At 55.6% G+C, this 23,238-nt stretch carries 22 protein-coding genes; 7 read left to right on the plus strand and 15 right to left on the minus strand.

Annotated features, from left to right (window positions below; all coding sequences use genetic code 11):
- The first annotated feature begins 220 nt into the window (after nucleotides 1–220).
- The 3 genes from EI185_RS16595 to metG are packed head-to-tail and all read left to right on the plus strand — an operon-like array spanning nucleotide 221 to nucleotide 5,551.
- Nucleotides 221–3,064: an aconitate hydratase gene (locus EI185_RS16595; protein ID WP_124706269.1), complete on the plus strand. Its 2,844-nt coding sequence runs from the start codon at nucleotides 221–223 to the stop codon at nucleotides 3,062–3,064.
- 11 nt (nucleotides 3,065–3,075) lie between these two features.
- Nucleotides 3,076–3,447, plus strand: coding sequence for a YidH family protein (locus EI185_RS16600; RefSeq protein WP_124706270.1), 372 nt, complete (start codon nucleotides 3,076–3,078; stop codon nucleotides 3,445–3,447).
- Nucleotides 3,448–3,505: 58 nt separating this feature from the next.
- Nucleotides 3,506–5,551: a methionine--tRNA ligase gene (gene metG / locus EI185_RS16605; RefSeq protein WP_124706271.1), complete on the plus strand. Its 2,046-nt coding sequence runs from the start codon at nucleotides 3,506–3,508 to the stop codon at nucleotides 5,549–5,551.
- Nucleotides 5,552–5,619: 68 nt separating this feature from the next.
- Here metG and EI185_RS16610 read toward each other — a convergent pair whose 3' ends face one another.
- Complete coding sequence (locus tag EI185_RS16610; RefSeq protein ID WP_124706272.1) at nucleotides 5,620–6,504, minus strand: LysR family transcriptional regulator; 885 nt, start codon at nucleotides 6,502–6,504, stop codon at nucleotides 5,620–5,622.
- A 245-nt stretch (nucleotides 6,505–6,749) separates the two neighbouring features.
- On the opposite strand from EI185_RS16610, the gene maiA reads away from it, so the two are divergent.
- Nucleotides 6,750–7,394 carry a maleylacetoacetate isomerase gene (gene maiA / locus EI185_RS16615; RefSeq protein WP_124706273.1) on the plus strand — a complete coding sequence of 215 codons (645 nt, stop codon included), beginning with the start codon at nucleotides 6,750–6,752 and terminating at the stop codon, nucleotides 7,392–7,394.
- Nucleotides 7,395–7,488: 94 nt separating this feature from the next.
- Nucleotides 7,489–8,193, plus strand: coding sequence for an HPP family protein (locus tag EI185_RS16620; protein WP_223247900.1), 705 nt, complete (start codon nucleotides 7,489–7,491; stop codon nucleotides 8,191–8,193).
- Nucleotides 8,194–8,497: 304 nt separating this feature from the next.
- Here the strand turns inward: EI185_RS16620 and dnaE are convergent, their stop codons facing one another.
- Nucleotides 8,498–11,944, minus strand: coding sequence for a DNA polymerase III subunit alpha (dnaE, locus tag EI185_RS16625; RefSeq protein ID WP_124706275.1), 3,447 nt, complete (start codon nucleotides 11,942–11,944; stop codon nucleotides 8,498–8,500).
- A gap of 68 nt (nucleotides 11,945–12,012) precedes the next feature.
- Here dnaE and EI185_RS16630 point away from each other — a divergent pair, with 68 nt between their 5' ends.
- Nucleotides 12,013–12,834, plus strand: a complete 822-nt coding sequence (locus EI185_RS16630) for a sulfurtransferase (protein ID WP_124706276.1) — start codon at nucleotides 12,013–12,015, stop codon at nucleotides 12,832–12,834.
- Between the two features lie 108 nt (nucleotides 12,835–12,942).
- Nucleotides 12,943–13,863, plus strand: a complete 921-nt coding sequence (locus tag EI185_RS16635) for a LysR family transcriptional regulator (protein ID WP_189836448.1) — start codon at nucleotides 12,943–12,945, stop codon at nucleotides 13,861–13,863.
- Between the two features lie 86 nt (nucleotides 13,864–13,949).
- On the opposite strand, the gene EI185_RS16640 is transcribed toward EI185_RS16635, so the two are convergent.
- The 13 genes from EI185_RS16640 to hisD all read right to left on the minus strand — a co-directional run bounded on the left by EI185_RS16640 (nucleotide 13,950) and on the right by hisD (nucleotide 23,176).
- Nucleotides 13,950–15,152 (minus strand): ammonium transporter, encoded by a 1,203-nt coding sequence (locus tag EI185_RS16640; RefSeq protein WP_124706278.1) that lies wholly within the window; start codon nucleotides 15,150–15,152, stop codon nucleotides 13,950–13,952.
- A 263-nt stretch (nucleotides 15,153–15,415) separates the two neighbouring features.
- The gene (gene tatC / locus EI185_RS16645) at nucleotides 15,416–16,240 is read right to left on the minus strand and encodes a twin-arginine translocase subunit TatC (protein ID WP_124706279.1); all 825 of its coding nucleotides are present in this window, start codon (nucleotides 16,238–16,240) and stop codon (nucleotides 15,416–15,418) included.
- Nucleotides 16,237–16,674, minus strand: coding sequence for a Sec-independent protein translocase protein TatB (gene tatB / locus EI185_RS16650; protein ID WP_124706280.1), 438 nt, complete (start codon nucleotides 16,672–16,674; stop codon nucleotides 16,237–16,239). The genes tatC and tatB overlap by 4 nt, the downstream gene beginning before the upstream one ends.
- Nucleotides 16,675–16,697: 23 nt before the next feature.
- Nucleotides 16,698–16,913: a Sec-independent protein translocase subunit TatA gene (gene tatA, locus EI185_RS16655; protein ID WP_124706281.1), complete on the minus strand. Its 216-nt coding sequence runs from the start codon at nucleotides 16,911–16,913 to the stop codon at nucleotides 16,698–16,700.
- Between the two features lie 15 nt (nucleotides 16,914–16,928).
- The gene (locus EI185_RS16660; RefSeq protein ID WP_124706282.1) at nucleotides 16,929–17,267 is read right to left on the minus strand and encodes a histidine triad nucleotide-binding protein; all 339 of its coding nucleotides are present in this window, start codon (nucleotides 17,265–17,267) and stop codon (nucleotides 16,929–16,931) included.
- Nucleotides 17,267–17,584, minus strand: a complete 318-nt coding sequence (locus tag EI185_RS16665) for a phosphoribosyl-ATP diphosphatase (RefSeq protein WP_124706283.1) — start codon at nucleotides 17,582–17,584, stop codon at nucleotides 17,267–17,269. The genes EI185_RS16660 and EI185_RS16665 overlap by 1 nt, the downstream gene beginning before the upstream one ends.
- On the minus strand, nucleotides 17,581–17,976 hold the full coding sequence (hisI, locus tag EI185_RS16670; RefSeq protein ID WP_124706284.1) for a phosphoribosyl-AMP cyclohydrolase: 396 nt from the start codon (nucleotides 17,974–17,976) through the stop codon (nucleotides 17,581–17,583). The genes EI185_RS16665 and hisI overlap by 4 nt, the downstream gene beginning before the upstream one ends.
- The gene (gene hisF, locus EI185_RS16675; RefSeq protein ID WP_124706285.1) at nucleotides 17,973–18,734 is read right to left on the minus strand and encodes an imidazole glycerol phosphate synthase subunit HisF; all 762 of its coding nucleotides are present in this window, start codon (nucleotides 18,732–18,734) and stop codon (nucleotides 17,973–17,975) included. The genes hisI and hisF overlap by 4 nt, the downstream gene beginning before the upstream one ends.
- A complete protein-coding gene (gene hisA, locus EI185_RS16680) occupies nucleotides 18,734–19,477 on the minus strand; it encodes a 1-(5-phosphoribosyl)-5-[(5-phosphoribosylamino)methylideneamino]imidazole-4-carboxamide isomerase (protein WP_124706286.1) in 744 nt (247 codons plus the stop codon). Before hisA ends, hisF begins: the two co-directional genes overlap by 1 nt.
- 20 nt (nucleotides 19,478–19,497) lie before the next feature.
- Nucleotides 19,498–20,187, minus strand: coding sequence for an imidazole glycerol phosphate synthase subunit HisH (gene hisH / locus EI185_RS16685; RefSeq protein WP_124706287.1), 690 nt, complete (start codon nucleotides 20,185–20,187; stop codon nucleotides 19,498–19,500).
- A gap of 1 nt (nucleotide 20,188) precedes the next feature.
- Nucleotides 20,189–20,776, minus strand: coding sequence for an imidazoleglycerol-phosphate dehydratase HisB (gene hisB / locus EI185_RS16690; protein ID WP_124706288.1), 588 nt, complete (start codon nucleotides 20,774–20,776; stop codon nucleotides 20,189–20,191).
- Nucleotides 20,777–20,796: 20 nt separating this feature from the next.
- Complete coding sequence (gene hisC / locus EI185_RS16695) at nucleotides 20,797–21,867, minus strand: histidinol-phosphate transaminase (protein WP_124706289.1); 1,071 nt, start codon at nucleotides 21,865–21,867, stop codon at nucleotides 20,797–20,799.
- Nucleotides 21,868–21,871: 4 nt separating this feature from the next.
- The gene (hisD, locus tag EI185_RS16700; RefSeq protein WP_124706290.1) at nucleotides 21,872–23,176 is read right to left on the minus strand and encodes a histidinol dehydrogenase; all 1,305 of its coding nucleotides are present in this window, start codon (nucleotides 23,174–23,176) and stop codon (nucleotides 21,872–21,874) included.
- Nucleotides 23,177–23,238 lie beyond the last annotated feature (62 nt).

Consider the following 23,238-nt stretch of genomic DNA (forward strand, 5'->3'; position numbering starts at 1 on the left):
AGATGTCATGTCGTTGATAGGCATCAGCCATTCGCGTCCACCGCAGTTTATGTAAAAAACTATTTTAACATATCACGTGACGACACTGTCTAGTACATTCTTCTGGATGACACGAATCAATCGCTGCAAAGGCCTACTTCATGCGGCTTCAGACTGTGCGCAATTTTCGTTTCGCAAAGTACGGTAAAATCATGCTATTTCAATCCCGGGCTTTTTTACCATGCACGTTCCCCACCAGTTGTTCGACACCCTCTCCGAATTTCCGCTCGGCAATGGCGGCATTGGCCGGTTTTATTCGCTACCTGCGCTGGAAGCCGCCGGGGTAGGGAAAATATCGCGTTTGCCGGTATCCATCCGCATCGTGCTGGAGGCCGTGCTGCGCAATTGCGACGGCCTGAAAATCACCGAGCAGCACATTCGCGAACTGGCCAGCTGGCAGCCCAACGGCAAGCGCACCGAGGAAATCCCTTTCGTGGTGGCGCGCATTCTGCTGCAGGATTTCACCGGGGTACCACTGCTCGCCGATCTGGCGGCGATGCGTTCGGCAACAGCGCGAGCGGGCAAGAATCCCAAGGTAATCGAGCCGCTGGTGCCGGTCGATATGGTGGTAGATCACTCGGTGCAGGTGGACGTGTTCAACCAGCCCGACGCGCTACAAAAGAATATGGAGTTGGAATTCATCCGCAACCGCGAGCGCTACCAGTTCCTGAAATGGGGCATGCAGGCATTCGATACCTTCAAGGTGGTGCCGCCCGGCATCGGCATCGTGCATCAGGTCAACCTGGAATACCTGGCACGCGGAGTGATGGAGAAAGACGACGTACATTATCCGGACACCCTGGTGGGCACCGATTCGCATACCACCATGATCAACGGTCTGGGCATCGTCGCCTGGGGCGTGGGGGGCATCGAAGCGGAAGCCGGCATGCTCGGCCAGCCGGTGTATTTCCTCACCCCGGACGTGGTCGGCGTGCACCTGAATGGCAAAATTCGCGAGGGGGTGACCGCCACTGACGTGGTGCTGACCGTGACCGAAATGCTGCGCAAGGCGAAGGTGGTAGGCAAGTTCGTCGAATTTTTCGGTGCAGGTGCTGCAGCACTGTCGCTTCCTGACCGCGCCACCATTGCCAACATGGCCCCAGAATACGGCGCGACCATGGGTTTCTTCCCGGTGGATGAAGCCACCTGCGCGTATTACGCGGCCACTGGCCGCAGTGCTGAACAGGTCGCTACCATCCGCAATTATTTCCAGGCACAGGGCCTGTTCGGTATCCCCCAGGCCGGCGACTGCGACTACTCGCAAATGCTGGAAATCGACCTGGGCAGCGTGGTACCCAGCGTGGCTGGCCCGCGCCGCCCGCAGGACCGCATCGAGCTGGATCACGTCAAACAGGCTTTCGCCGGGATGTTTGCCAAACCGGTGGCGGAGGGTGGCTACGGCAAGGCAACCGCAACGCTGGCGCAGCGTGTGGCACTCACGCCGGCCCCAGCCGGAACGGATATCGCAGGCGGTGGCGCGCAAAACAGTGACACCCTGCCGGCTGGTGGCACTGATCCGGCAATAGTGATCGAACGCGAAATGGTGGACAACCGCCCCACCCCAGACCATCTTGCCAGCAATGCGGTTTACACGGCTGCACAAGGCGGAACGCTCGGACACGGCGACGTGGTGATCGCCGCGATTACCTCCTGCACCAACACCTCTAACCCCAGCGTGATGCTGGCCGCCGGCCTGCTGGCAAAGAAAGCGCTGGAAAAGGGCTTGACCGCATCCCCCCATGTCAAGACCTCGCTCGGGCCCGGATCGCGCGTGGTGACCGAATATCTGAAAGCCGCTGGGCTGCTGGACGCGCTGGGAGAAATGGGCTTCAAGCTGGTGGGCTACGGCTGCACCACCTGCATCGGTAACTCCGGCCCGTTGCCTGCCGCGATTGAGTCCGCGATTACCGGCAACGACCTGATCGCCGCTTCGGTGCTCTCCGGTAACCGCAACTTCGAGGCGCGCGTGCATCAGAACGTGAAAGCCAATTTCCTGATGAGCCCGCCATTGGTAGTGGCCTACGCCATCACCGGAACCATGAACAAGGATCTGGCAACCGAGCCGCTGGGTACGGGCCGCGATGGCGCCCCGGTATACCTCAGGGATATCTGGCCGTCCCTGGACGAGGTGGCCGCAGTAATGGGCACCGCTACCAACCCGGACACCTACCGCAAACTTTACGCCGATTTCAGTGCCGACAACCCACTGTGGGCCGCCGTGCCGGCGCCAACTGGCGCGGTATACGACTGGGATGCTGCATCTACCTACATTCAGCAGCCGCCGTTTTTCGACGGTGCAGCGGGCGACAGCGGCGTGATTCATGGTGCACGTGCGCTGGCGGTGTTCGGCGATTCCGTCACCACTGACCACATCAGTCCGGCCGGGTCCATCAAGCCCAGTTCCCCGGCAGGAAAATTTCTGCAGGAACACGGCGTGGACCGTGCCGATTTCAACAGCTATGGCGCTCGCCGCGGCAACCACGAGGTGATGATGCGCGGCACCTTCGCCAACGTGCGTATCAAGAACCTGATGTTGCCCGGCAGCGAGGGCGGTGTGACGAAACACCAGCCCGATGGCGCGGAAATGGCGATCTATGATGCGGCCATGCAGTACCAGCAGGAAGGCACTCCGCTGATGATTTTCGCCGGCGAGGAATACGGTACCGGATCCAGCCGCGACTGGGCAGCCAAGGGTACGCGCCTGCTGGGCGTGAAGGCGGTGATAGCGAAGAGCTTCGAGCGCATCCACCGTGCCAACCTGGTGGGCATGGGTGTGCTGCCCTGCCAGTTCAAGGACAGTGTAGGCGCGGACACTCTGAAGCTGGACGGCAGCGAAACTTTCGACCTGCTCGGCCTGGAGCACGGCATCACTCCGCAGCAGGACGTAACATTGGTTATTCACCGCGCGGATGGTTCGACCGATACGGCAGCGGTGAAGCTGCGTATCGACACGCCGATCGAGGTGGATTATTACCAGAGCGGCGGTATTCTGCCCTTCGTGCTGGCGCAGTTGCTGGCTGACTGAGCGGCTACACCATGTCCGACCTGAACGATCCACGCGTATTTTTCGCCGCCGAACGCACGCTGCTGGCCTGGAACCGCACCTGCCTCACGCTGATGGCATTCGGCTTTGTGGTCGAGCGCTTCGGCCTATTCCTGCACATGCTCGCGCCGCAGATGCCCCAGCATCTAGAGCGCGGCATCTCGTTCTGGGTGGGACTGGGTTTCATCCTGCTCGGCAGCCTGATGGCCGTACTCGCAGTGATCCAGTACCGGCGTGTGCTGCGCACCCTCAAGCCGGTGGAAATCCCGGACGGTTACTGGATCAACATGGCAGCACTTTCCACCTTGTTACTCGCCGTGCTCGGCATGGTACTGTCCGCCTACCTGACCATAGGGCTGAAATAAATTTCGCGTATCGCTGCGATACGAAAACCCTCTCCCGTCCAATGAATAATCGACTCCCATGACCCGCAAAATTCTCGTCACCTCCGCCTTGCCCTACGCCAATGGCGCCATCCACCTCGGTCACCTGGTGGAATACATCCAGACCGATATCTGGGTGCGCTTCCAGAAAATGCACGGGCATGAATGCTATTACGTGTGCGCCGACGACACCCACGGCACGCCCATCATGCTGCGCGCCGAGAAGGAAGGCATCACGCCGGAACAATTGATCGCGCGCGTGCATGGCGAGCACCTGCGCGATTTCACCGGCTTTCACGTCGGTTTCGACAGTTATCACTCGACCAATTCCGAGGAAAACTGCGAACTGTCCAGCACGGTCTATCTAAAGCTGCGCGAAGCCGGACTGATCGAGCAAAAGACCATCGAGCAATACTACGATCCAGTTCGGGAAATGTTCCTGCCGGACCGCTTCATCAAGGGCCAGTGCCCAAAATGCGGCGCGCAGGATCAGTATGGCGACGGCTGCGAGGTATGCGGCGCGACCTATACGCCCACCGACCTGGTCAACCCGGTGTCGGCTGTGTCCGGCAGCACGCCGGTACGGCGCGAATCCGAGCATTACTTCTTCAAGCTCGGTGCCTGCGAAGCGTTCCTGCGCGAATGGACACGCTCCGGCGCACTTCAGCAAGAGGCTGCCAACAAGCTGGACGAATGGTTTTCCGCGGGACTGCAAAACTGGGACATTTCACGCGACGCGCCCTACTTCGGCTTTGAAATTCCCGACGCGCCGGGCAAATATTTTTACGTCTGGCTGGACGCACCTATCGGCTATATGGCCAGCTTCAAAAAACTCGCGGCGGAAAAAAACCTGGACTTTGACGCCTGGTGGCACAGTGATTCCGGCACCGAGCTATACCACTTCATCGGCAAGGACATCCTTTATTTCCACGCCCTGTTCTGGCCGGCCATGCTGAAAAACGCCGGCTACCGCACTCCGAACGGCGTGTTTGCGCACGGGTTTCTCACCGTCAACGGCGCCAAGATGTCCAAGTCGCGCGGGACCTTCATCACCGCCGAAAGCTACCTGGCCAGCGGCATGAACCCGGAATGGCTACGCTACTACTACGCCGCCAAGATCAACGGCAGCATGGAAGACCTGGATCTGAATCTGGCCGACTTCATCGCCCGGGTGAACAGCGACCTGGTGGGTAAATACGTCAATATCGCCAGCCGCACCGCGGGTTTCATCGCCAAGCGTTTTGACGGCAAACTGGCGGCCAGCCTGCCCGCCTCGGAATTGCTCGGCGAAGTTCAGCACGCCGCCACGCTCATCGGCGAATGCTACGAGACGCGCGAATACGGCAAAGCATTGCGCGAAATCATGCGTCTCACCGACCTGGCCAATCAGTACGTCAACGACAACAAACCCTGGGAACTGACCAAACAGAATGGTAGCGAGGCGCTGTTGCACGAAGTCTGCTCGGTCAGCGTCAACCTGTTCCGTCTGCTCACGCTTTATCTCAAACCGGTGCTGCCCAAGCTCGCCACCGAAGTGGAATCCTTCCTCAATATCGCCGCGCTGACCTGGACGGATGCCGGCACGCTGCTGACCAACCACAGCATCAACGCCTACAACCACTTGATGACGCGTGTCGAGCAGAAGCAGGTCGACGCTCTGGTGGCTGCCAACCAGCAAAGCCTGGAACCCACAGCCGAGACCCATTCTCCGGCACGGCACGCCGAGGCACAAGCCCACACCATCGCGCCGATTGCCGACACCATCACGGTAGATGATTTCGCCAGGATCGACCTGCGCGTGGCAAAAATCGTCAACGCCGAGCACGTGGAAGGCGCGGACAAGCTGATTCGCCTGACCCTGGACATCGGCGAAGGCAAAACCCGCAATGTTTTTGCCGGCATCAAATCCGCCTACGACCCGGAAAAATTGATCGGCCGCATGACCGTGATGGTCGCCAATCTGGCGCCGCGCAAGATGAAATTCGGCGTTTCCGAAGGCATGGTATTGGCCGCTTCAGGCGAAACGCCGGGCTTATATATCCTGTCGCCGGATGACGGCGCAGTACCCGGGATGCGAGTGAAATAAGACGGTCATGCCTTTTTTCCTGTTCCCTGCGCGGCAAAAATCATCTTGCCGGCATTCGCGCGCCATCTTCAGAAGCTTAGGCTGGTATCTGTATCCATAGTCTGTCCACGCCGCTCCTCTCGTCCCAGAAGCCGCAAACCTGTCAGCGCCTGCTGCAGAAAATCATCATTGCGTGACAGGGGATACACCATGTGCGCAGTCACCGAGAAATGGGGGGTGTCAGGCACACGGTGCAAGCGCTTTTTGGCAAGAAGCGCGCGGATCATACGCAGCGGAAAGTACCCCGAGCCGCCCGATGTCAACAGTTGCTGGATGCCTAGCCAACCAACGTTTGCGCTCAGCGCCGGAGGCGGATGGTCAGGAAAATGCAGGGAGAACTGGTGAAAGAATTCCGTGCCCCAGTCCACATGGACATAACCGGGATCGGGCCAGGGGCGCATCCTGTCGGTCGTTACCAATATCAGTGTTTCATCAAACAAGCGCTCCAGGCCCAGTCCCGGACGCGCTTCGGGCGTGTACATCAAGCCGATATCCAGTGTGTTCTGCACCAGGCCCTGCATGATATCCTGCTCGAAACCGATCTCCAGGCGCAAGGAAACCGCTGGAGCAGTTTCTCGCATCCATGCCACCCAGCGTGATAAAAAACCTTCCCATAAAGCGATCCGTCCGCTGACGGTCAAGCCGCCCGAATAACCATCCGGCAAACCCACATCTTGCCTGGCGATATCCGCGGTGCGCACCAGCGTCTGAGCGTGGCGCACGAAGCGGTGCCCGGCTGCAGTCAATGCCGCACCCTGCTTGCCCCGGCTGAATAATTTAGCGCCCAGTTTCTTTTCCAGATTCTGGATACGGGCACTCACAGTAGATTGGGTAACGTGTAGTTTTTCGGCTGCACCCAGGAAATTCCCTATGGCTACCACATGGAGAAAAGTACGCGCCTGTTCTATATCCATCTATCGATAATTCCGATACAAAGTATCATAATATTTCGTTTTTCTTATAAATAAAAGCATCTTAAACTGCCTGACTTTCAGGCGCCTTCAAGGTCGACATCAAGGACGGCGCCCTCGGAGCTTGACCATTCCCCCCTGAGCACATATCGACGGGATATCAAAGACCGGCGTTTGATCTTGCCTGAAAGGACAATTCGCTCAGCGCCAGGTGGATCACAATCTTGGATCATTACAGGAGCCATACCATGCAACTCTTCAGTTTTTTCAGCAGTTCAACCGCCTTCCGGGTCCGTATCGCTCTTGCGCTCAAAGGGGTTAGCTATGAATACCGAGCCGTAAATCTGCGCGCCGGCGAGCAACATCAGCAGGCATTCCTTGACCGCAATCCTTCAGGCGGCGTCCCGGTGCTGGTTGATGGGGATGTCAGCCTCGGCCAATCACTGGCCATTCTGGATTATCTTGATAGCCGCTATCCGGAGCCCCGCCTGACTCCCGCAGATCCGATACTACGTGCGCGAGTACTGGAACTGGTTAATGTAATTGCCTGTGATATCCATCCCGTCAACAACCTGCGGGTGCAACTGTATTTGAAAAACATCCTGGGCGTGACCGAAGAGCAGAAAAATATCTGGTACCGGCACTGGGTAGAACAGGGTTTTGACATAGTGGAGTGTTTACTCGCACGCCAGGACGACGCACCTTACTGCTTTGGTAACCAACCCACCTTGGCCGATTGTTGCCTGGTACCCCAGGTATGGAGTGCAGCGCGCGCAGGCTGCGATATCGCGGCTTATCCACGTATCGATCGGATCTATCGCCATTGCATGGCTCAGCCCGCTTTTATACAAGCAGCACCAGAACAACAGGCTGATGCGCCGCAGCAAACCTGATTCGCGCGCCACGGGGTTAAACGGCTTTACCAACCGATCCAGCCGCTATTCGCGTAAAACTATCCAACACTATCGTATTAAAGCATCGTCATCAATGAAGCACATTATAAAAAACCTTGGCATTACTCCCTCGCACCAGTTGCCCTTGCCCGGTCACCGTGAAAAATGGATTTCCGGCTTGGGTGGCGCAGTGGGTATTGCCCTGACGCTATGGATCAGCCAGTGGGTTCCGGGCCAACATGCAATTCTGATCGTAGCATCGATGGGCGCCAGTGCCGTATTGCTTTTTGCCGCCCCGCATAGCGCATTTTCCACGCCGTGGGCAGTTCTGGGGGGGCATGTTAGCTCTGCACTGATCGGGATTGCATGTGCGTGGCTCGTACCCAATCTATTCATTGCCACACCGCTGGCACTCGGACTGTCCATTGTTTGTATGTACTACTTGCATTGCATCCATCCGCCGGGCGGTGCCACTGCTTTTATCGCAGTGATGGGCGGACCGGAGATTCACGCGATGGGGTTCGGCTACGCACTTTTTCCCATCCTGGTGAATGCCGGCATTCTGGTAGCGGCAGCGATGGTCTTTAACCATCTATTCCGCGCTAAACAGGAAGCTCACATAGCGGAAGTAGAATCCCATCTGCATCTGCCGGAGAAATATCTTATTCGGCACAGTGATTTGGTCTACGCCTTGTCGGAGATTCAGTCCTACATAGACGTGAGCGAAGAAGATTTGTTGCGTGTTTACAATCTGGCGACAGAGCATGCGCATCCCGGCGAAATGGTGAGGGATAAATGATTTCCCGTATGCCAAAGTGGGGTAGCCGACCAGATCTTTCTTGAAATTCAGGACAAAAAAATGCCCGGCGCGTAACGCTGCCGGGCGAAATCCTCTTATTAAGGAGGAGGAGGAGACAACACTGAGCTCTTGGGAAAGAGCTGAAGATCAGCGTTATAAGAATTTTCTAATATTATTACTTTCATGTCAATTAATTTTCGAAAATTTCTTGCACAGATCGATCAGAAATCATTATCTATTTGATTTATTGTGGAAATAAAAAACGGGTGGAAAATCACCCGTTTTGATTTGCATAGAGTCCGGCTCAGAACTCGACTCGAACATTATCGCGGCTTAACCAGCCATTCAGTCCTTCGAGCAAACCATCATGCAGTTCCACGCGCCAGTTGTCGCCCAGTGCCAGTTCGCAGGCAGCCGGGCCATTGTGATATGCAATTCGTACCGGGCAACCGCCTTCCTGGGAGCGGTACGGCTGCAGTATGTCCAATAGCTTGCCGGCGCTGGATTGCCCGTTCATGGCAAGCTTGAGCGATTTTGCATAACGGGTACGCGCAGCGGCGAGGTCGTAGAGCTTGTCCACCATTACGCGCAAGCCACCCGAGTAATCGTCTTTCGACACCTTGCCTTCTACCAACAACAAGCGGTCTTCCTTGAGCCACTCACGATGCCGCTCGAATACCTCATTGAAGACCGGCACTTCGAGCGTTGCTGTTCCATCATCCAATTGGACAAAGGCCATTTTTCCGCGCCGCGTCATCTGCGCGCGCAACGCCGAGATAATGCCTACCAGCAATACCGGCTGAGGACTGGGTGCAACATCCTTCAGGCGCAGTTTAGCCAGCCCGGCCAGTTCGGGCGCGTATGCATCGAACGGATGCCCGCTGAAATAAAACCCCAAAGCGGTTTTTTCCTGCAGCAATTTCTCTTTCTCATGCCAGCGCGGCACATCCGCCAGAGATGGTTGACTGTCCGGATGATTGTCGAGGTCACCAAACAGGCTAACCTGATTGATATCTGCGGCAGCCTGCTCGGCTATTTCCAGGGCCATACCGACCGAAGCCAGGAGTGCCGCGCGGTGATCGTCGCTACTGTCGAAGGCGCCGGCACGAATCAGCGATTCCAGGGTGCGCCGGTTCACACTGCGCTTGTCCACACGCCGTACAAGATCGAACAGATCCTTAAATGGACCGTCTTTTTCGCGTGCCGCAACAATGGCGCTGATCGCTGCCTCGCCGGTCCCTTTAACTGCACCCAGACCGTAACGGATCTGTTTGTCATTTTCCGGGGCAAAGCGGTAACCGGACAGGTTGATATCCGGCGGCAATACCTCCAGACCATTGGCCACGGTATCTTCGTAGAAATTTTTCACCTTGTCCGTGGCATCCATATCCGCGGATAAGGTGGCGGCCATGAATGCCGCCGGATAGTGAGCCTTTAGATAGGCCGTGTGATAAGCCACCAGCGCATAGGCGGCCGAGTGTGATTTATTGAAGCCATAGCCGGCGAACTTCTCCATCAAGTCGAAGATGTAAGTAGCCTGCTTGGCATCGATTCCTTTTGCTACCGCACCGTTGACGAAAATATCACGGTGCTCGGCCATCTCTTCAGCCTTTTTCTTACCCATGGCACGACGCAGCAAGTCGGCCGAGCCCAGCGTATAGCCGCCCATGACCTGGGCGATCTGCATCACCTGCTCTTGATAAACAATCACGCCGTAGGTGGGCTTGAGGGTGTCTTCCAGCGTGGGATGCATGTAGTCCACACGTGCCTTGCCGTGCTTGCGGTTGATGAAGTCGTCCACCATGCCCGACTCCAGCGGACCGGGACGGAACAGTGCCACCAACGCCACCACGTCCTCGAAACAATCCGGTTGCAAGCGCCGGATCAAATCTTTCATGCCACGCGATTCGAGCTGGAATACCGCTGTGGTATTGCAGGCCTTCAGCAGCGCGTAGCTGCGCCTATCATTCAATGGCAGGGTTTCCAGGCTGAATGGTGCTTTGCCATCGGGCGACAATGCTGCGACATAACGCATCGCCCAATCAAGAATGGTCAACGTGCGCAGGCCCAGGAAGTCGAATTTCACCAGACCTGCTTTTTCCACATCGTCCTTGTCGAACTGCGACACGGCAGAATCCGAGCCTTCGGCAATGTAGAGCGGGCAAAAATCGGTAAGCTTGCCCGGCGCGATCAGCACCCCGCCTGCATGCATGCCAACGTTGCGGGTCAGATCTTCCAGCTTCTGCGCCAGGTCGAACAACTCGCGCACGTCTTCCTCGTTATCGTAACGATCCTTGAGTTGCGGTTCGGTTTCCAGGGCTTTTTGCAACGAGACCGGCTTGACTCCCTCAATTGGCACCAGCTTGGAGAGCTGGTCGCACAGGAGATAGGGCATGTCCAGCACGCGCCCGACGTCGCGGATCACCGATTTGGAACCGAGGGTGCCAAAGGTCACGATCTGCGATACGGCCTCGCGCCCGTACTTGTCCTTGACGTAGTTGATGACGCGCTCGCGCCCGTCCTGGCAGAAGTCCACGTCGAAGTCAGGCATGGACACCCGCTCCGGGTTCAGGAATCGCTCGAACAGCAGGTCGTACGGGATCGGGTCGATGTCGGTAATGCCAAGCACATAAGCCACCAATGAACCCGCACCGGAGCCACGTCCCGGCCCCACCGGCACGCCGTTATGTTTGGCCCAGTTGATAAAGTCTGCCACGATCAGGAAATAGCCGGGAAAACCCATCTGGATAATGGTGCCGAGCTCGAATTCCAGACGTTCCTGATATTCCGGGTAACGTTTTTCGCGTTCGGCAACGTCTGGGTACAGCAACGCCATGCGCCCAGCCAGCCCTTCCTGGGAACGTTCCCGCAAGTGCTCATCGAGTGTCATGCCCGCTGGCGTGGGGAATTGCGGCAGCATGCTTTTCCCCAGTTCCATGCTCAGCGAGCAGCGTTTGGCAATTTCTACACTGTTGGTCAGCGCTTCGGGAATATCGGCGAACAGCGCCGTCATTTCCGCCCGGGTTTTGAAATACTGTTCCTCGGTAAACATGCGCGGACGGCGACGATCGGCCAGCAATGCACCTTCCGCGATGCACACGCGCGCCTCGTGCGCCTTGAAATCCTGGCGTTCGGGAAACTGTATGGGATGGGTAGCCACCACCGGCAAATCCAGCGCCAGCGCCAACGGCAGCGTGGCCTGCAGACAGTTTTCAGCCTCGACATGGCCGCTACGCTGGATTTCCAGGTAATAGCGATCGGGGAACAGCGCCGCCCAGCGGCTGGCCGCAGCTTGCGCCGTGTCCTTATTACCCGCCAGCAGCGCCTGCCCCACATCGCCCAATTGCGCGCCGGACAGGGCAATCAGCCCGGTGGTACCGCTTTCACCAAACCATGTCTGGCGCAGTTCCGCACGACCGCGATACATGTTTTCACGGTAGGCGCGGGTCAGCAATTCAGACAGACGGCGAAAGCCGTCGCGGTTTTGCGCCAGCAGCAAAAGGCGACTGGGCCGATCGCGATCGGAGTCATTGCTCATCCACACGTCGCAGCCCAGGATGGGCTTGACGCCCTGGCTGCGCGCGGATTGATAAAACTTCACCATCCCGAATAAATTGGATAGGTCGGTTAAGGCCAGCGCAGGCATGGCATCCGCCACGGCGCGCTGCACCGCGTCGTCGATGCGTACGATGCCGTCGCTGATGGAGTATTCGGAATGCAGGCGGAGATGGATAAACTCGGGATCGGGCATCTGCTGATTTTACCCGGTTGCGGCAGGGTATAATACCGTCTGTTTATAAGCCTTTGAATCTCCGAATCATGCCAGCCATTCTTAACATCGCTGCTTACCGTTTTGTGCCACTGGAAGACCTGCCCGGCTTGCGCGAAACCTTCCGTGAACGTACCCGCGGGCTCAAGGGTACCGTGCTGCTCACGCCTGAGGGCATCAATATGTTCCTCGCCGGCGCTGCCACCGAATTGGAAGCCTTTATTGACTGGCTCACCGCGGATACGCGCTTTGCCGACATCGCAATCAAACGCAGCATGTCGGACGAAATTCCATTTAACCGCATGCTGGTCAAGCTGAAAAAAGAAATCATCACCTTTCATCAGCCTGATTTCGAACGTACCAGTCACCCTGCGCCCCAGCTCCCCGCCAGCGAACTGAAAAAATGGTACGACGAAGGCCGCGAATTCATCATCGTGGATACCCGCAACGATTTTGAATACCGCGTCGGTACGTTCAAGAATGCGGTAAATCTCAAACTACACAGCTTTGGAGATTTTGCAGCAGCCACCGAGCAGCTCAAGAACTATCGCGACATGCCCATCGTCACGTTTTGCACCGGCGGCATCCGCTGCGAAAAAGCTGCGCCATTCATGGCCGGACAGGGTTTCAGCCAGGTATACCAGCTGGAAGGCGGCATCCTCAAATATTTCGAGGAATGCGGCGCAGCACACTACGATGGCGAGTGTTTCGTGTTCGACAAGCGCGTCGCACTCGATGGCGAACTCAAACCTACGCAAACCAATATGTGCTTTGCCTGCCGGAGCATATTGACGCCTGAAGATCAGCAATCTGCAGACTATGTGCTGGGCGTATCGTGCCCGTACTGCGTGCACAAGCAAGCTGTAGCCTGACCGATTATCGCAGCACATATCCGGACGACATGGAAACGGGGGCCAGCAAGCCGCTGTTTTTCCGGTTATGGTAGATAATCGTGCGCAACAAGTTCAATTCATTTGAATATGAAAATCACCCTGGAATCCCTGCAAATTCTGGATGCGATTGATCGACGCGGCAGCTTTGCCGCAGCTGCGGAAGAGGTGTTTCGCGTACCTTCCGCTCTCACCTATACCATGCAAAAACTGGAAAGCGATCTGGGCGTGGCCTTGTTTGATCGTGCCGGACGCCGCGCCCTGCTCACCCCGGCAGGCCGGGTCCTGCTGGATGAAGGCCGTATTCTCTTGCAAGCTGCCGACGCACTGGAATGCCGGGTACAGCGTGTCGCCACGGGGTGGGAAACGGAACTGCGCATCGCGCTGGATATGATGCTCGATATCACGGCCTTATTCCCTTTGATTGAAACGTTTTATACGCAGATGAGCGGAACCCGCCTGCGTCTTAGCCACGAAGTACTCGGCGGTAGTTGGGATGCTTTGGCGACAAACCGCGCGGATCTGGTCATTGGTGTGTCCGGCGACGGACCACCGGGGGGTGGGTATGTCACACATAAAATTGGCGATGCTGAATTCGTCTTTGCGGTGGCTCCGGGCCACCCTCTGGCCACTGTGGATCAACCCATCACTGCACATGAACTACTCAAGCATCGCGCCATAGCCATAGCTGACACCTCACGTCAGCTTTCCACCCGCAGCAGCGGCCTGTTGGACGGACAAGACGTACTGACCGTACCCGATGTAACCGCCAAGCTCGCTGCACAAATTGCCGGGCTGGGTGCCGGTTTCCTGCCGCGCTCTATGGCTGAGATAGAGGTCACGGCAGGTCGCCTGGTGATATGCGAGGTGGCCGAACCAAAACCGCTGGTACCGCTCTATCTGGCCTGGCGCAGCCGAGACAAGGGCCGTGCGCTGCGCTGGTTCCAAAAACAGCTTGACGACCCCACTCTGGCATCGACTCTATTACGCAACGTCGCCCCTCAATCCTGAAAAACTTCGCACTGCCACTGTATAAAATAATCGATGTAAATGACACAAAAAAGCCGGGAATTCCCGGCTTTTTAAACGCTATTCCATCACCAGCTTGTTTCGCGTTCCGCCGTCGCGGAAATCTTGTGGATGGCAAGGTCTGCGCCGTTAAATTCATCCTCCTGGCTGAGGCGAATGCCGACAAACATCTTCAATAGGCCATAGACCACGAAACTGCCTATCAAGGCAACTGCAATACCCAGCAGGGTTCCCAACAATTGCGACATGAAAGCAACGCCACCGAGTCCCCCTAGCGCTTTTGCCCCGAAAATTCCCGCTGCCAGGCCTCCCCAGGTGCCACATAGGCCATGCAATGGCCACACACCCAACACATCGTCTATCTTCCATTTGTTTTGGGTAATAGTGAACATCCACACAAACAATCCTCCCGCAACCGCTCCTGTCACCAGCGCCCCCACAGGATGCATCACGTCAGATCCTGCGCAAATGGCTACCAGACCCGCCAGGGGCCCATTATGGATAAACCCTGGGTCATTACGACCAAAAACAAGCGCAGCCAGCGTGCCGCCGACCATGGCCATGAGCGAGTTGACCGCTACCAATCCGGTAATCTTGTCTATAGTTTGCGCGGACATGACGTTAAAACCGAACCAGCCCACCACCAGAATCCAGGCGCCCAAAGCCAGAAAAGGAATGCTGGAGGGTGGATGTGCAGCGATCTCGCCGTTTTTACGATAGCGCCCATGCCGCGCACCCAGCAGCAACACTGCTACCAGGGCAATCCAGCCCCCCACTGCATGGACCACAACAGAGCCGGCAAAATCATGAAAATTTGCGCCAAAACTGGTTTTCAACCAGTCCTGAAAACCATAATGGTTATTCCAGGCGATACCTTCGAAAAATGGATAAACAAAACCAACCAACGCAAAGGTTGCCGCAAGTTGCGGGGTAAATTTAGCACGTTCTGCAATGCCCCCCGAAACAATAGCCGGAATTGCAGCCGCGAAGGTCAGCAGAAAAAAGAATTTGACCAGTTCATATCCACTTTTAGCAGCCAGCACTTCAGCACCGCTAAAAAAACTTACGCCGTAGGCAATGCTGTAACCAATAAAGAAATAGGCAATCGTTGAAACACAGAAATCAGTCAGTATTTTTACCAGCGCGTTCACCTGATTTTTCTTGCGCACTGTTCCCAGTTCCAGAAAAGCAAAACCGGCATGCATCGCCAGTACCATAATCGCGCCCAGCAAAATAAACAGTACGTCACTGGAATTTTTTAAATTTTCCATATCTCTCCCCAATGAAAGATTAATTCATAAGCAATTTATGCACCAATATTTTTATATTAAATATATCAATTAGATAACTGTTTACATGTAAAAAATATGGATTTATTTGCATCAATTATGTGCGCTATAAACTAAATAGCACTTTATTGGTGCGCTATAAGTTTTCGAATATCACAACCCTGCTGAATAAGCTGATAATTCATAAGCGAGCAGGGAAATAGAAAAGGAGGGAAGCCAGTAGAGGGGAAAAGCCAGCCCGGGAATTACTTATCGATACGCTTGGCGTCAGAATCCGAACCGAGATTATCCAGTTCACGATCCATCTCTTCTTCTGAAAGCGGCTGATAGGTCTCTGAATTGACCGGTTTTGGCTTGGAAACAAAACTGGCAACAATAATGCCCAGTTCATACAGCAACCACAACGGCACAGCAAGCATGGACTGTGAAATCACATCTGGTGGCGTAAAAATCGCCCCGATGACAAATGCTCCGACAATCACGTAGGGACGAATTTCACGTAATTTGCTAACACTCACCACACCTATTTTGACCAACAACACGACTATGACAGGAACCTCAAAAGTAATCCCGAAAGCCATGAACATGGTCATCACGAAATCTAGGTATTTAGTGATATCGGTCATCACCGCCACACCAACCGGTGCCACGCCGGTAATAAAACCAAACACCACCGGGAAAACCATGAAATAAGCGAATGCCATACCACAGAAAAAAAGCACCACACTGGCGACGACCAGTGGCACACCCAGACGTTTTTCATGCGAATACAAGCCCGGCGCAATAAACGCCCAGATTTGATAAAGTATATACGGCAAGGCAATCAGGAAAGCTGCCATCAGGGTCACTTTAATCGGCACCAGGAATGGTGCAGTGACTTCGGTGGCAATCAGCTGACCTCCCTTGGGTAGGGCGTGCAACAGGGGTTCTGCAAGCAAGGTGTATAGATCATTGGCCCAGTGGAACAGGCCAAGGAAGATCACAATCACAGCAATGACCGAACGTAACAAACGGTCGCGCAATTCGATCAAATGGGAGATAAAGGTTTCCTGCGATGCGGAGTTGCTCATGCTTTGGTTTTATTTGGTTCAGGCGTAACGTTGTGGCTCTGGGGAAGATTGACGGGTTCCAGCTCCAGTTCGGCCTGAGGAGAATCAATGAAGTGAGTTTCTGCTCTTACCTGATTAGGCGCAGTCGTATCTGGCGTGTCAGCCTCTGACTCGGTGTGCACCATCCCTTTCAGGGCATTCTGTGCACCAATAACTTCTTCGGAGATCCTGTTTTCCGTATTCTCCAGGCTTTGTTTGAATTGTTCGCCGGCTTTCTTCAGCTCGTCCAGCTGCATTTCCCGGCTGATGTCGGATTTAACGGTGGATACATAGCGCTGCAGGCGCCCCAGCAAATGTCCTGCTGTACGCGCAACTTTAGGCAAACGCTCAGGGCCAATCACGATCAAAGCCACTACGCCGATCATTACCAGCTCGGAAAATCCGATATCAAACATAATTCAACCTAAGCAAATTACGCTCAAACTTTGGTTTTCTCTTTGACTTCGCCTTCAATGGTCTGGCCGCGGCTCGCGCCGCCATCAATTTTGTCTTGCTCACCCTCTTTCATCGCTTCTTTGAAGTTCTTGACCGCCCCACCCACATCGCTGCCTATATTGCGCAGTTTTTTGGTGCCGAATACCACCAGCACAATAGCCAGAACGATCAGCCAATGCCAAATGCTAAAGCTGCCCATGATTAGTCTCCTTGGTTAAATTAAGTGCGGCATCTTACCACCGCCGAATACGTGTACGTGCAGATGAAATACTTCCTGCCCACCACCACGTCCTGTGTTGATCGTAGTACGAAATCCGTCATTCAGCCCATGTTTGCGTGCCAACTCAGGCGCCAGAAGTAACATACGGCCAAGCAAGCCCTCATGCTGCGTCTCGCATTCCACCAGCGAGGCAATATGCACCTTGGGGATAATCAACAGGTGCACTGGTGCCGCCGGGTGAATATCGTGGAATACCAGCAACTCATCATTTTCGAAGGCTTTTTTGCTGGGCAATTCGCCCGCCACAATTTTACAGAAAATGCAGTCCGTCATTATTTACTCCGTGCTGCCTTCTCCGTGTGTCCGGATACGCCCTCACGGCGTGCCAGTTCATCAAGAACGTCCTGAGGGCCAAGACCCTGGCTGGCCAGTAGAATCAAGGTATGAAACCATAAATCAGCCGTTTCATATACGATTTTTTTCGGGTCGCCATCCTTGGCCGCCATGATGGTCTCGGCGGCCTCCTCGGCAACTTTTTTCAGCATGGCATCCAGGCCCTTGGCATACAGACTGGCGACATATGACGAGCCGGCAGCACTCGATTTGCGGGCTTCCAGGGTAGCGCCGAGACGTTCGAGAATGTCGCTCACTTGTGATAAATCTCCGCAGGATCCTTCAGTACAGGTTCGGTAGTCACCCACTGACCATTTTCATACTTCTTAAAAAAACAGTCATGCCGTCCTGTGTGACAGGCAATGCCGCCCACTTGTTCAACCTTGAGCAAAATCACATCCTCATCGCAATCCAGGCGGATTTCCTTCACCTTTTGCACGTGGCCGGATTCTTCGCCCTTGTGCCATAATTTCTTGCGCGAACGAGACCAATATACCGCCTCGTTGGTCTCTACAGTACGTTTCAGCGCCTCTCGGTTCATCCACGCCATCATCAACACGTCACCACTGCCGGCGTCCTGGGCGATCGCAGGCACCAGACCATCCTCAGTCCAGTTCACTTTGCTTAACCAGTTGTCCGATACGCTCACAATCTTACCTCGATCCCGTTTTGCATCATGTGAAGCTTGGCTTCATGCACGGTGTATTCGCCAAAGTGGAAAATACTCGCCGCCAGTACTGCATCGGCATGACCTTGTATCACGCCGTCGGCCAGATCTTGCAAGTTCCCCACGCCGCCGCTAGCAATCACCGGGATCGTTAGCGCATCCGATACCGCGCGCGTCAGCGGCAAGTTGAAGCCGCTCTTGGTACCATCGCGATCCATGCTGGTCAGGAGGATTTCGCCTGCCCCCATTTGCTGCATTTTTTGCGCCCATTCCACAGCATCCAGGCCTGTGGCGCGCCGCCCGCCATGGGTGTAGACCTCCCATTTACCATCGCTGCTGGCCTTGGCATCTATCGCCACCACGATACATTGTGATCCGAAGCGAGCCGCTGCGTCAGCCACCACCTGCGGGTTGGTCACGGCGGTGGTATTAATACTGACTTTATCGGCACCCGCATTCAGCAGACGACGCACGTCGTTGACCTCGCGTACGCCGCCCCCCACGGTAAGCGGAATGAATACCTCGGCAGCAACGGCTTCGATGATGTGCAAAATCAGGTCGCGCTGGTCAGAACTGGCGGTAATGTCGAGGAAAGTAAGCTCGTCCGCACCTTCACGATCATAGCGGCGGGCGATTTCAACCGGATCACCGGCGTCGCGCAGGCCTACGAAATTGACACCCTTGACTACCCGACCGGCTGTCACGTCAAGACAGGGAATAATGCGCTTGGCGAGCCCCATTATGCTTCTGAAAGCTCATCAGAAAGCTTCTGGGCAGCGGCGAAATCCAGCGTACCTTCATATATGGCACGGCCCGTAATCGCACCCATGATGCCTTCCTTTTCTGCCGCGCACAGATTACGCACGTCGTCCAGATTGGTAATGCCGCCGCTGGCAATCACCGGAATAGTCAACGCCTGCGCCAGCTTCACCGTCGCTTCGATGTTGACACCGGAGAGCATACCGTCGCGACCAATATCAGTATAGATCACCCCTTCCACGCCGTAGTCCTGGAATTTTCGCGCCAGATCAATCACGTCGTGATGAGTCATTTTGGACCAGCCTTCCACCGCCACTTTACCTTCCTTGGCGTCCAGCCCGACGATGATATGGCCGGGGAAAGCATTGCAGGCATCATGCAGAAAACCCGGGGTTTTCACCGCTGCCGTGCCGATAATGACGTAACGAATACCGTCATCCAGGTAGCGCGCAATGGTGTCGAGATCACGGATGCCACCGCCGAGTTGTACCGGCACATCTTCACCCACCGCGTCCACGATGGCTTTAATCGCGCCTTCGTTGACCGGCTTGCCCGCAAATGCACCATTCAAATCCACCAGATGCAGGCGGCGCGCACCTTGCGCAAGCCAGTGGCGCGCCATTTCGGCAGGGTCTTCGGAAAATACAGTGGCCTCTTCCATCAGGCCCTGTTTGAGACGCACGCAGTGTCCGTCTTTCAAGTCAATCGCGGGGATAATCAACATGGTATTGGTACTTGGAATGCCTATAGAGAACAGTGGGTATTGAAAGTGTCACATTGATTGGCAGAAATATTGCCGTCCCAGGTCACAAAATTACCCAGTAACGTAAGCCCGGCCGCCTGACTTTTTTCCGGGTGAAATTGCACAGCAAAAATATTGTTGGATGCCACCGCGCTGGTGAACGGGAACGGGTAGAGGGTAAAGGCTGAAACCATATCCGGGTTGCCTGCTTCCACATAATAGCTATGCACAAAATAAAAGCGCGCGCCATCAACAATGCCGCCCCACATCGGATGCGGCACTGCCTGGTGAACTTCATTCCAGCCCATGTGCGGTACTTTCAGCCGGTTGCCCGCGTTGTCATGCATCGCTACATTTGGGAAGCGCAATACCCGCCCGGGCAATATACCCAAACCGGCGACGTCACCTTCCTCGCTATGCTCGAACAACATCTGCATGCCCAGACAAATTCCCAGGAACGGCTTGCTGGCAGCAGCCTGCCTGACCACCTCGATCAAGCCACGCTCGCGCAGCTCGTGCATGCAGTCGCCCATCGCACCAACGCCGGGGAATACCACGCGTCCGGCATTCAGGATGACATCAGGATCTGTAGTGACTGCGACACTTGCAGCAGGTGCCACATGCTCCAGCGCCTTGGACACCGAACGTAGATTACCCATCCCGTAATCAATGACGGCGATATCCACATTCATGTCAGAGACTGCCTTTGGTGGAAGGCATCACCCCTCCCATGCGCGGGTCGGCTTCCACCGCCATGCGCAGGGCACGGCCAAATGCCTTGAAAATGGTTTCGGCCTGATGGTGGGCATTGGCGCCGCGCAGGTTATCGATGTGCAGCGTCACGCCCGCATGATTGGTGAAGCCTTGAAAGAATTCGTGGATCAGGTCCACATCGAAGGCTCCAATGGCGGCACGCGTATATTTCACGTGATATTCCAGCCCGGGACGCCCGGACAAATCCAGCACCACGCGCGATAACGCTTCGTCCAGCGGCACGTAGGCATGGCCGTAACGACGCACACCCTTCTTGTCACCAATTGCCTTGGCGAATGCCTGACCCATGGTAATGCCGATGTCTTCCACGGTATGGTGAGCATCGATGTGAAGATCCCCGGCAGCGTCAATTTCGATATCCATCACACCATGGCGGGCAATCTGATCAAGCATATGGTCGAGAAAGGGTACGCCGGTCTGGAAGCGGCCATTACCACTACCATCCAGATTGAGCGTCACGCTGATCTGGGTTTCCAGGGTGTTGCGGGTTACTTGGGCTGTACGCATGATTATTTTATTGAATGCTCTTAAACGGGCTTGCGCAGAATATCTGCCAATGCATCCACCAACGCAGCACACTGCACGTCGGTTCCTATAGTAATCCGCATGAATGGTGCAATGCGTTCCGGCTTGCTGAAATGCCTCACAATAATACTGCGTTCCCGCAATTTCGCTGTCAATTCCTTGCCATCATACTGCGGGTGGCGGGTCAGGACAAAATTCGCTGCCGAAGGCAATACTTCAAATCCGAGTGATTGCAGACTTGCAACGAGTTTTTCACGCGTACCGATGACCTTGCGGCAGGTCGATTCGAAGTAAGCTCGGTCCTGCATGGCGGCCGTTGCACCCGCCTGTGCGGGTCGACCCAATGGATAGGAATTGAAACTATCCTTGACCCGGTCGAGCGCTTCGATCAACTCGGCATTCCCCACCGCGTATCCGACACGCAAGCCTGCCAGCGAGCGCGATTTAGACAGCGTATGCGTGACCAGCAGCTGCGGGAAGCGTTTGACCAGACTAACGGACGACTCGGCACCAAAATCCACATAGGCTTCATCCACCACCACCACCGAATCAGGGTTAGCCCGCAACAGTCGCTCAATCTCGCTCAGCGCCAACGCACGGCCGGTGGGCGCGTTCGGATTCGGGAAAACAATGCCGCCATTCGGTCGCAGGTAATCATCCACACATATTTCAAAATTGTCGGTGAGCGGAACTTCGATATATTCGATGCCGTACAGACCACAATACACTGGGTAAAAACTATAGGTAATATCCGGAAACAGAATGGGCAAATCATGCTTGAGCAATGCGTGAAACGCATGGGCCAATATTTCATCCGAGCCGTTCCCAACAAATATATTGGCCAGCTCGATGTCATGATATTCGGCAATCGCCTGCCTGAGACGCTCGCTGTTCGGATCCGGGTATAGACGCAAACTGTCTGCGGCTTCTGCGCGTAGTGCCTCCAGCACACGCAAACCTGGACCATAAGGATTCTCGTTGGTATTCAGCTTGACCAGATTGCCCAGTTTGGGCTGCTCGCCAGGCACATATGGGGTCAGCCCATGTACCACCTGGCTCCAGAAACGACTCATAAAATTAATCCGTGATGATGCGATATTCAGCAGAACGGGCGTGCGCCTGCAAGCCCTCGCCATAGGCCAATGTGGCCGCAATTTTCCCCAACGTCCGCGCGCCTTGCTCCGATACCTGGATCAGGCTGGTGCGCTTCTGGAAATCATATACTCCCAGCGGGCTGGAAAAACGCGCGGTGCGCGAAGTCGGCAATACGTGGTTGGGTCCGGCGCAATAATCGCCCAGCGCCTCGCAAGTAGTGCGCCCCATGAAAATCGCGCCGGCGTGTTTGATCCTGGCCGCCCACACTTCGGGCTGATCCACCGACAGTTCCAGGTGCTCGGGCGCAATGTGGTTGGCAATGGCGATGGCCTCATCCAGGTCGCGTACCTCGATCAGTATGCCGCGATCACCGAGCGAGGCTTCAATGACTTCGCGACGTGGCATTTCAGGCAGAAGCTTATGGATACTGGCGGTCACGGCGTCTATAAAGGCTGCATCGGGACATAGCAGGATGGATTGCGCCAGCTCGTCGTGCTCCGCCTGCGAGAACAAATCCATCGCAATCCAGTCCGGATTGGTCTTGCCATCGCAAATCACCAGAATTTCAGATGGCCCGGCCACCATGTCTATGCCCACAGTTCCGAACACGCGACGCTTGGCAGCAGCCACGTAGGCATTGCCGGGACCGACGATTTTATCCACCTGCGGGATGGTGGCGGTGCCATAGGCCAACGCGGCTACCGCCTGCGCGCCGCCAATGGTGAATACACGCGTGACCCCAGCCACCGCGGCAGCCGCCAGTACCAGTTCGTTCTGCACGCCGTCAGGGGTAGGCACCACCATGATGAGTTCGTCCACACCCGCCACCTTGGCCGGTATTGCATTCATCAGCACCGACGACGGATACGCAGCCTTGCCGCCCGGCACATACAGACCGACTCGATCCAGCGCGGTCACTTGCTGGCCCAGCACGGTACCGTCGGCTTCGGTGTAAGTCCACGACTGCATCACCTGATGCTCATGGTAGGCCCTGACACGCGCGGCAGCGGCTTCCAGCGCATCGCGCTGAATTTGCGGCAGCTTGTCGAGGGCAGTGTGCAAACTTGCGATCGGCAACTCCAGCTGCGCCATGGTGTCAACATCCAGACGGTCGAAACGTTTGGTGTATTCAAGCACGGCGGCATCGCCATCGTGACGCACATGGATCAGGATATCTTCCACCGTACGTTCGATCGCTGCATCCTGACCACTTTCGAAGGCAAGCAGGCGGTCAAGTTCGGATTGAAACTGCGGCGAACGGGTAGTCAGCCGTTGGATAGTCAGCATGGTCTTTATCAATCTATAAACAGCAGTGGGCTTCAGCAATTGCAGTTCGATATTATACCGGC

Origin of the sequence: Sulfuriferula multivorans, assembly GCF_003851125.1 — a bacterium.
GTDB classification, from domain to species: domain Bacteria; phylum Pseudomonadota; class Gammaproteobacteria; order Burkholderiales; family Sulfuriferulaceae; genus Sulfuriferula; species Sulfuriferula multivorans.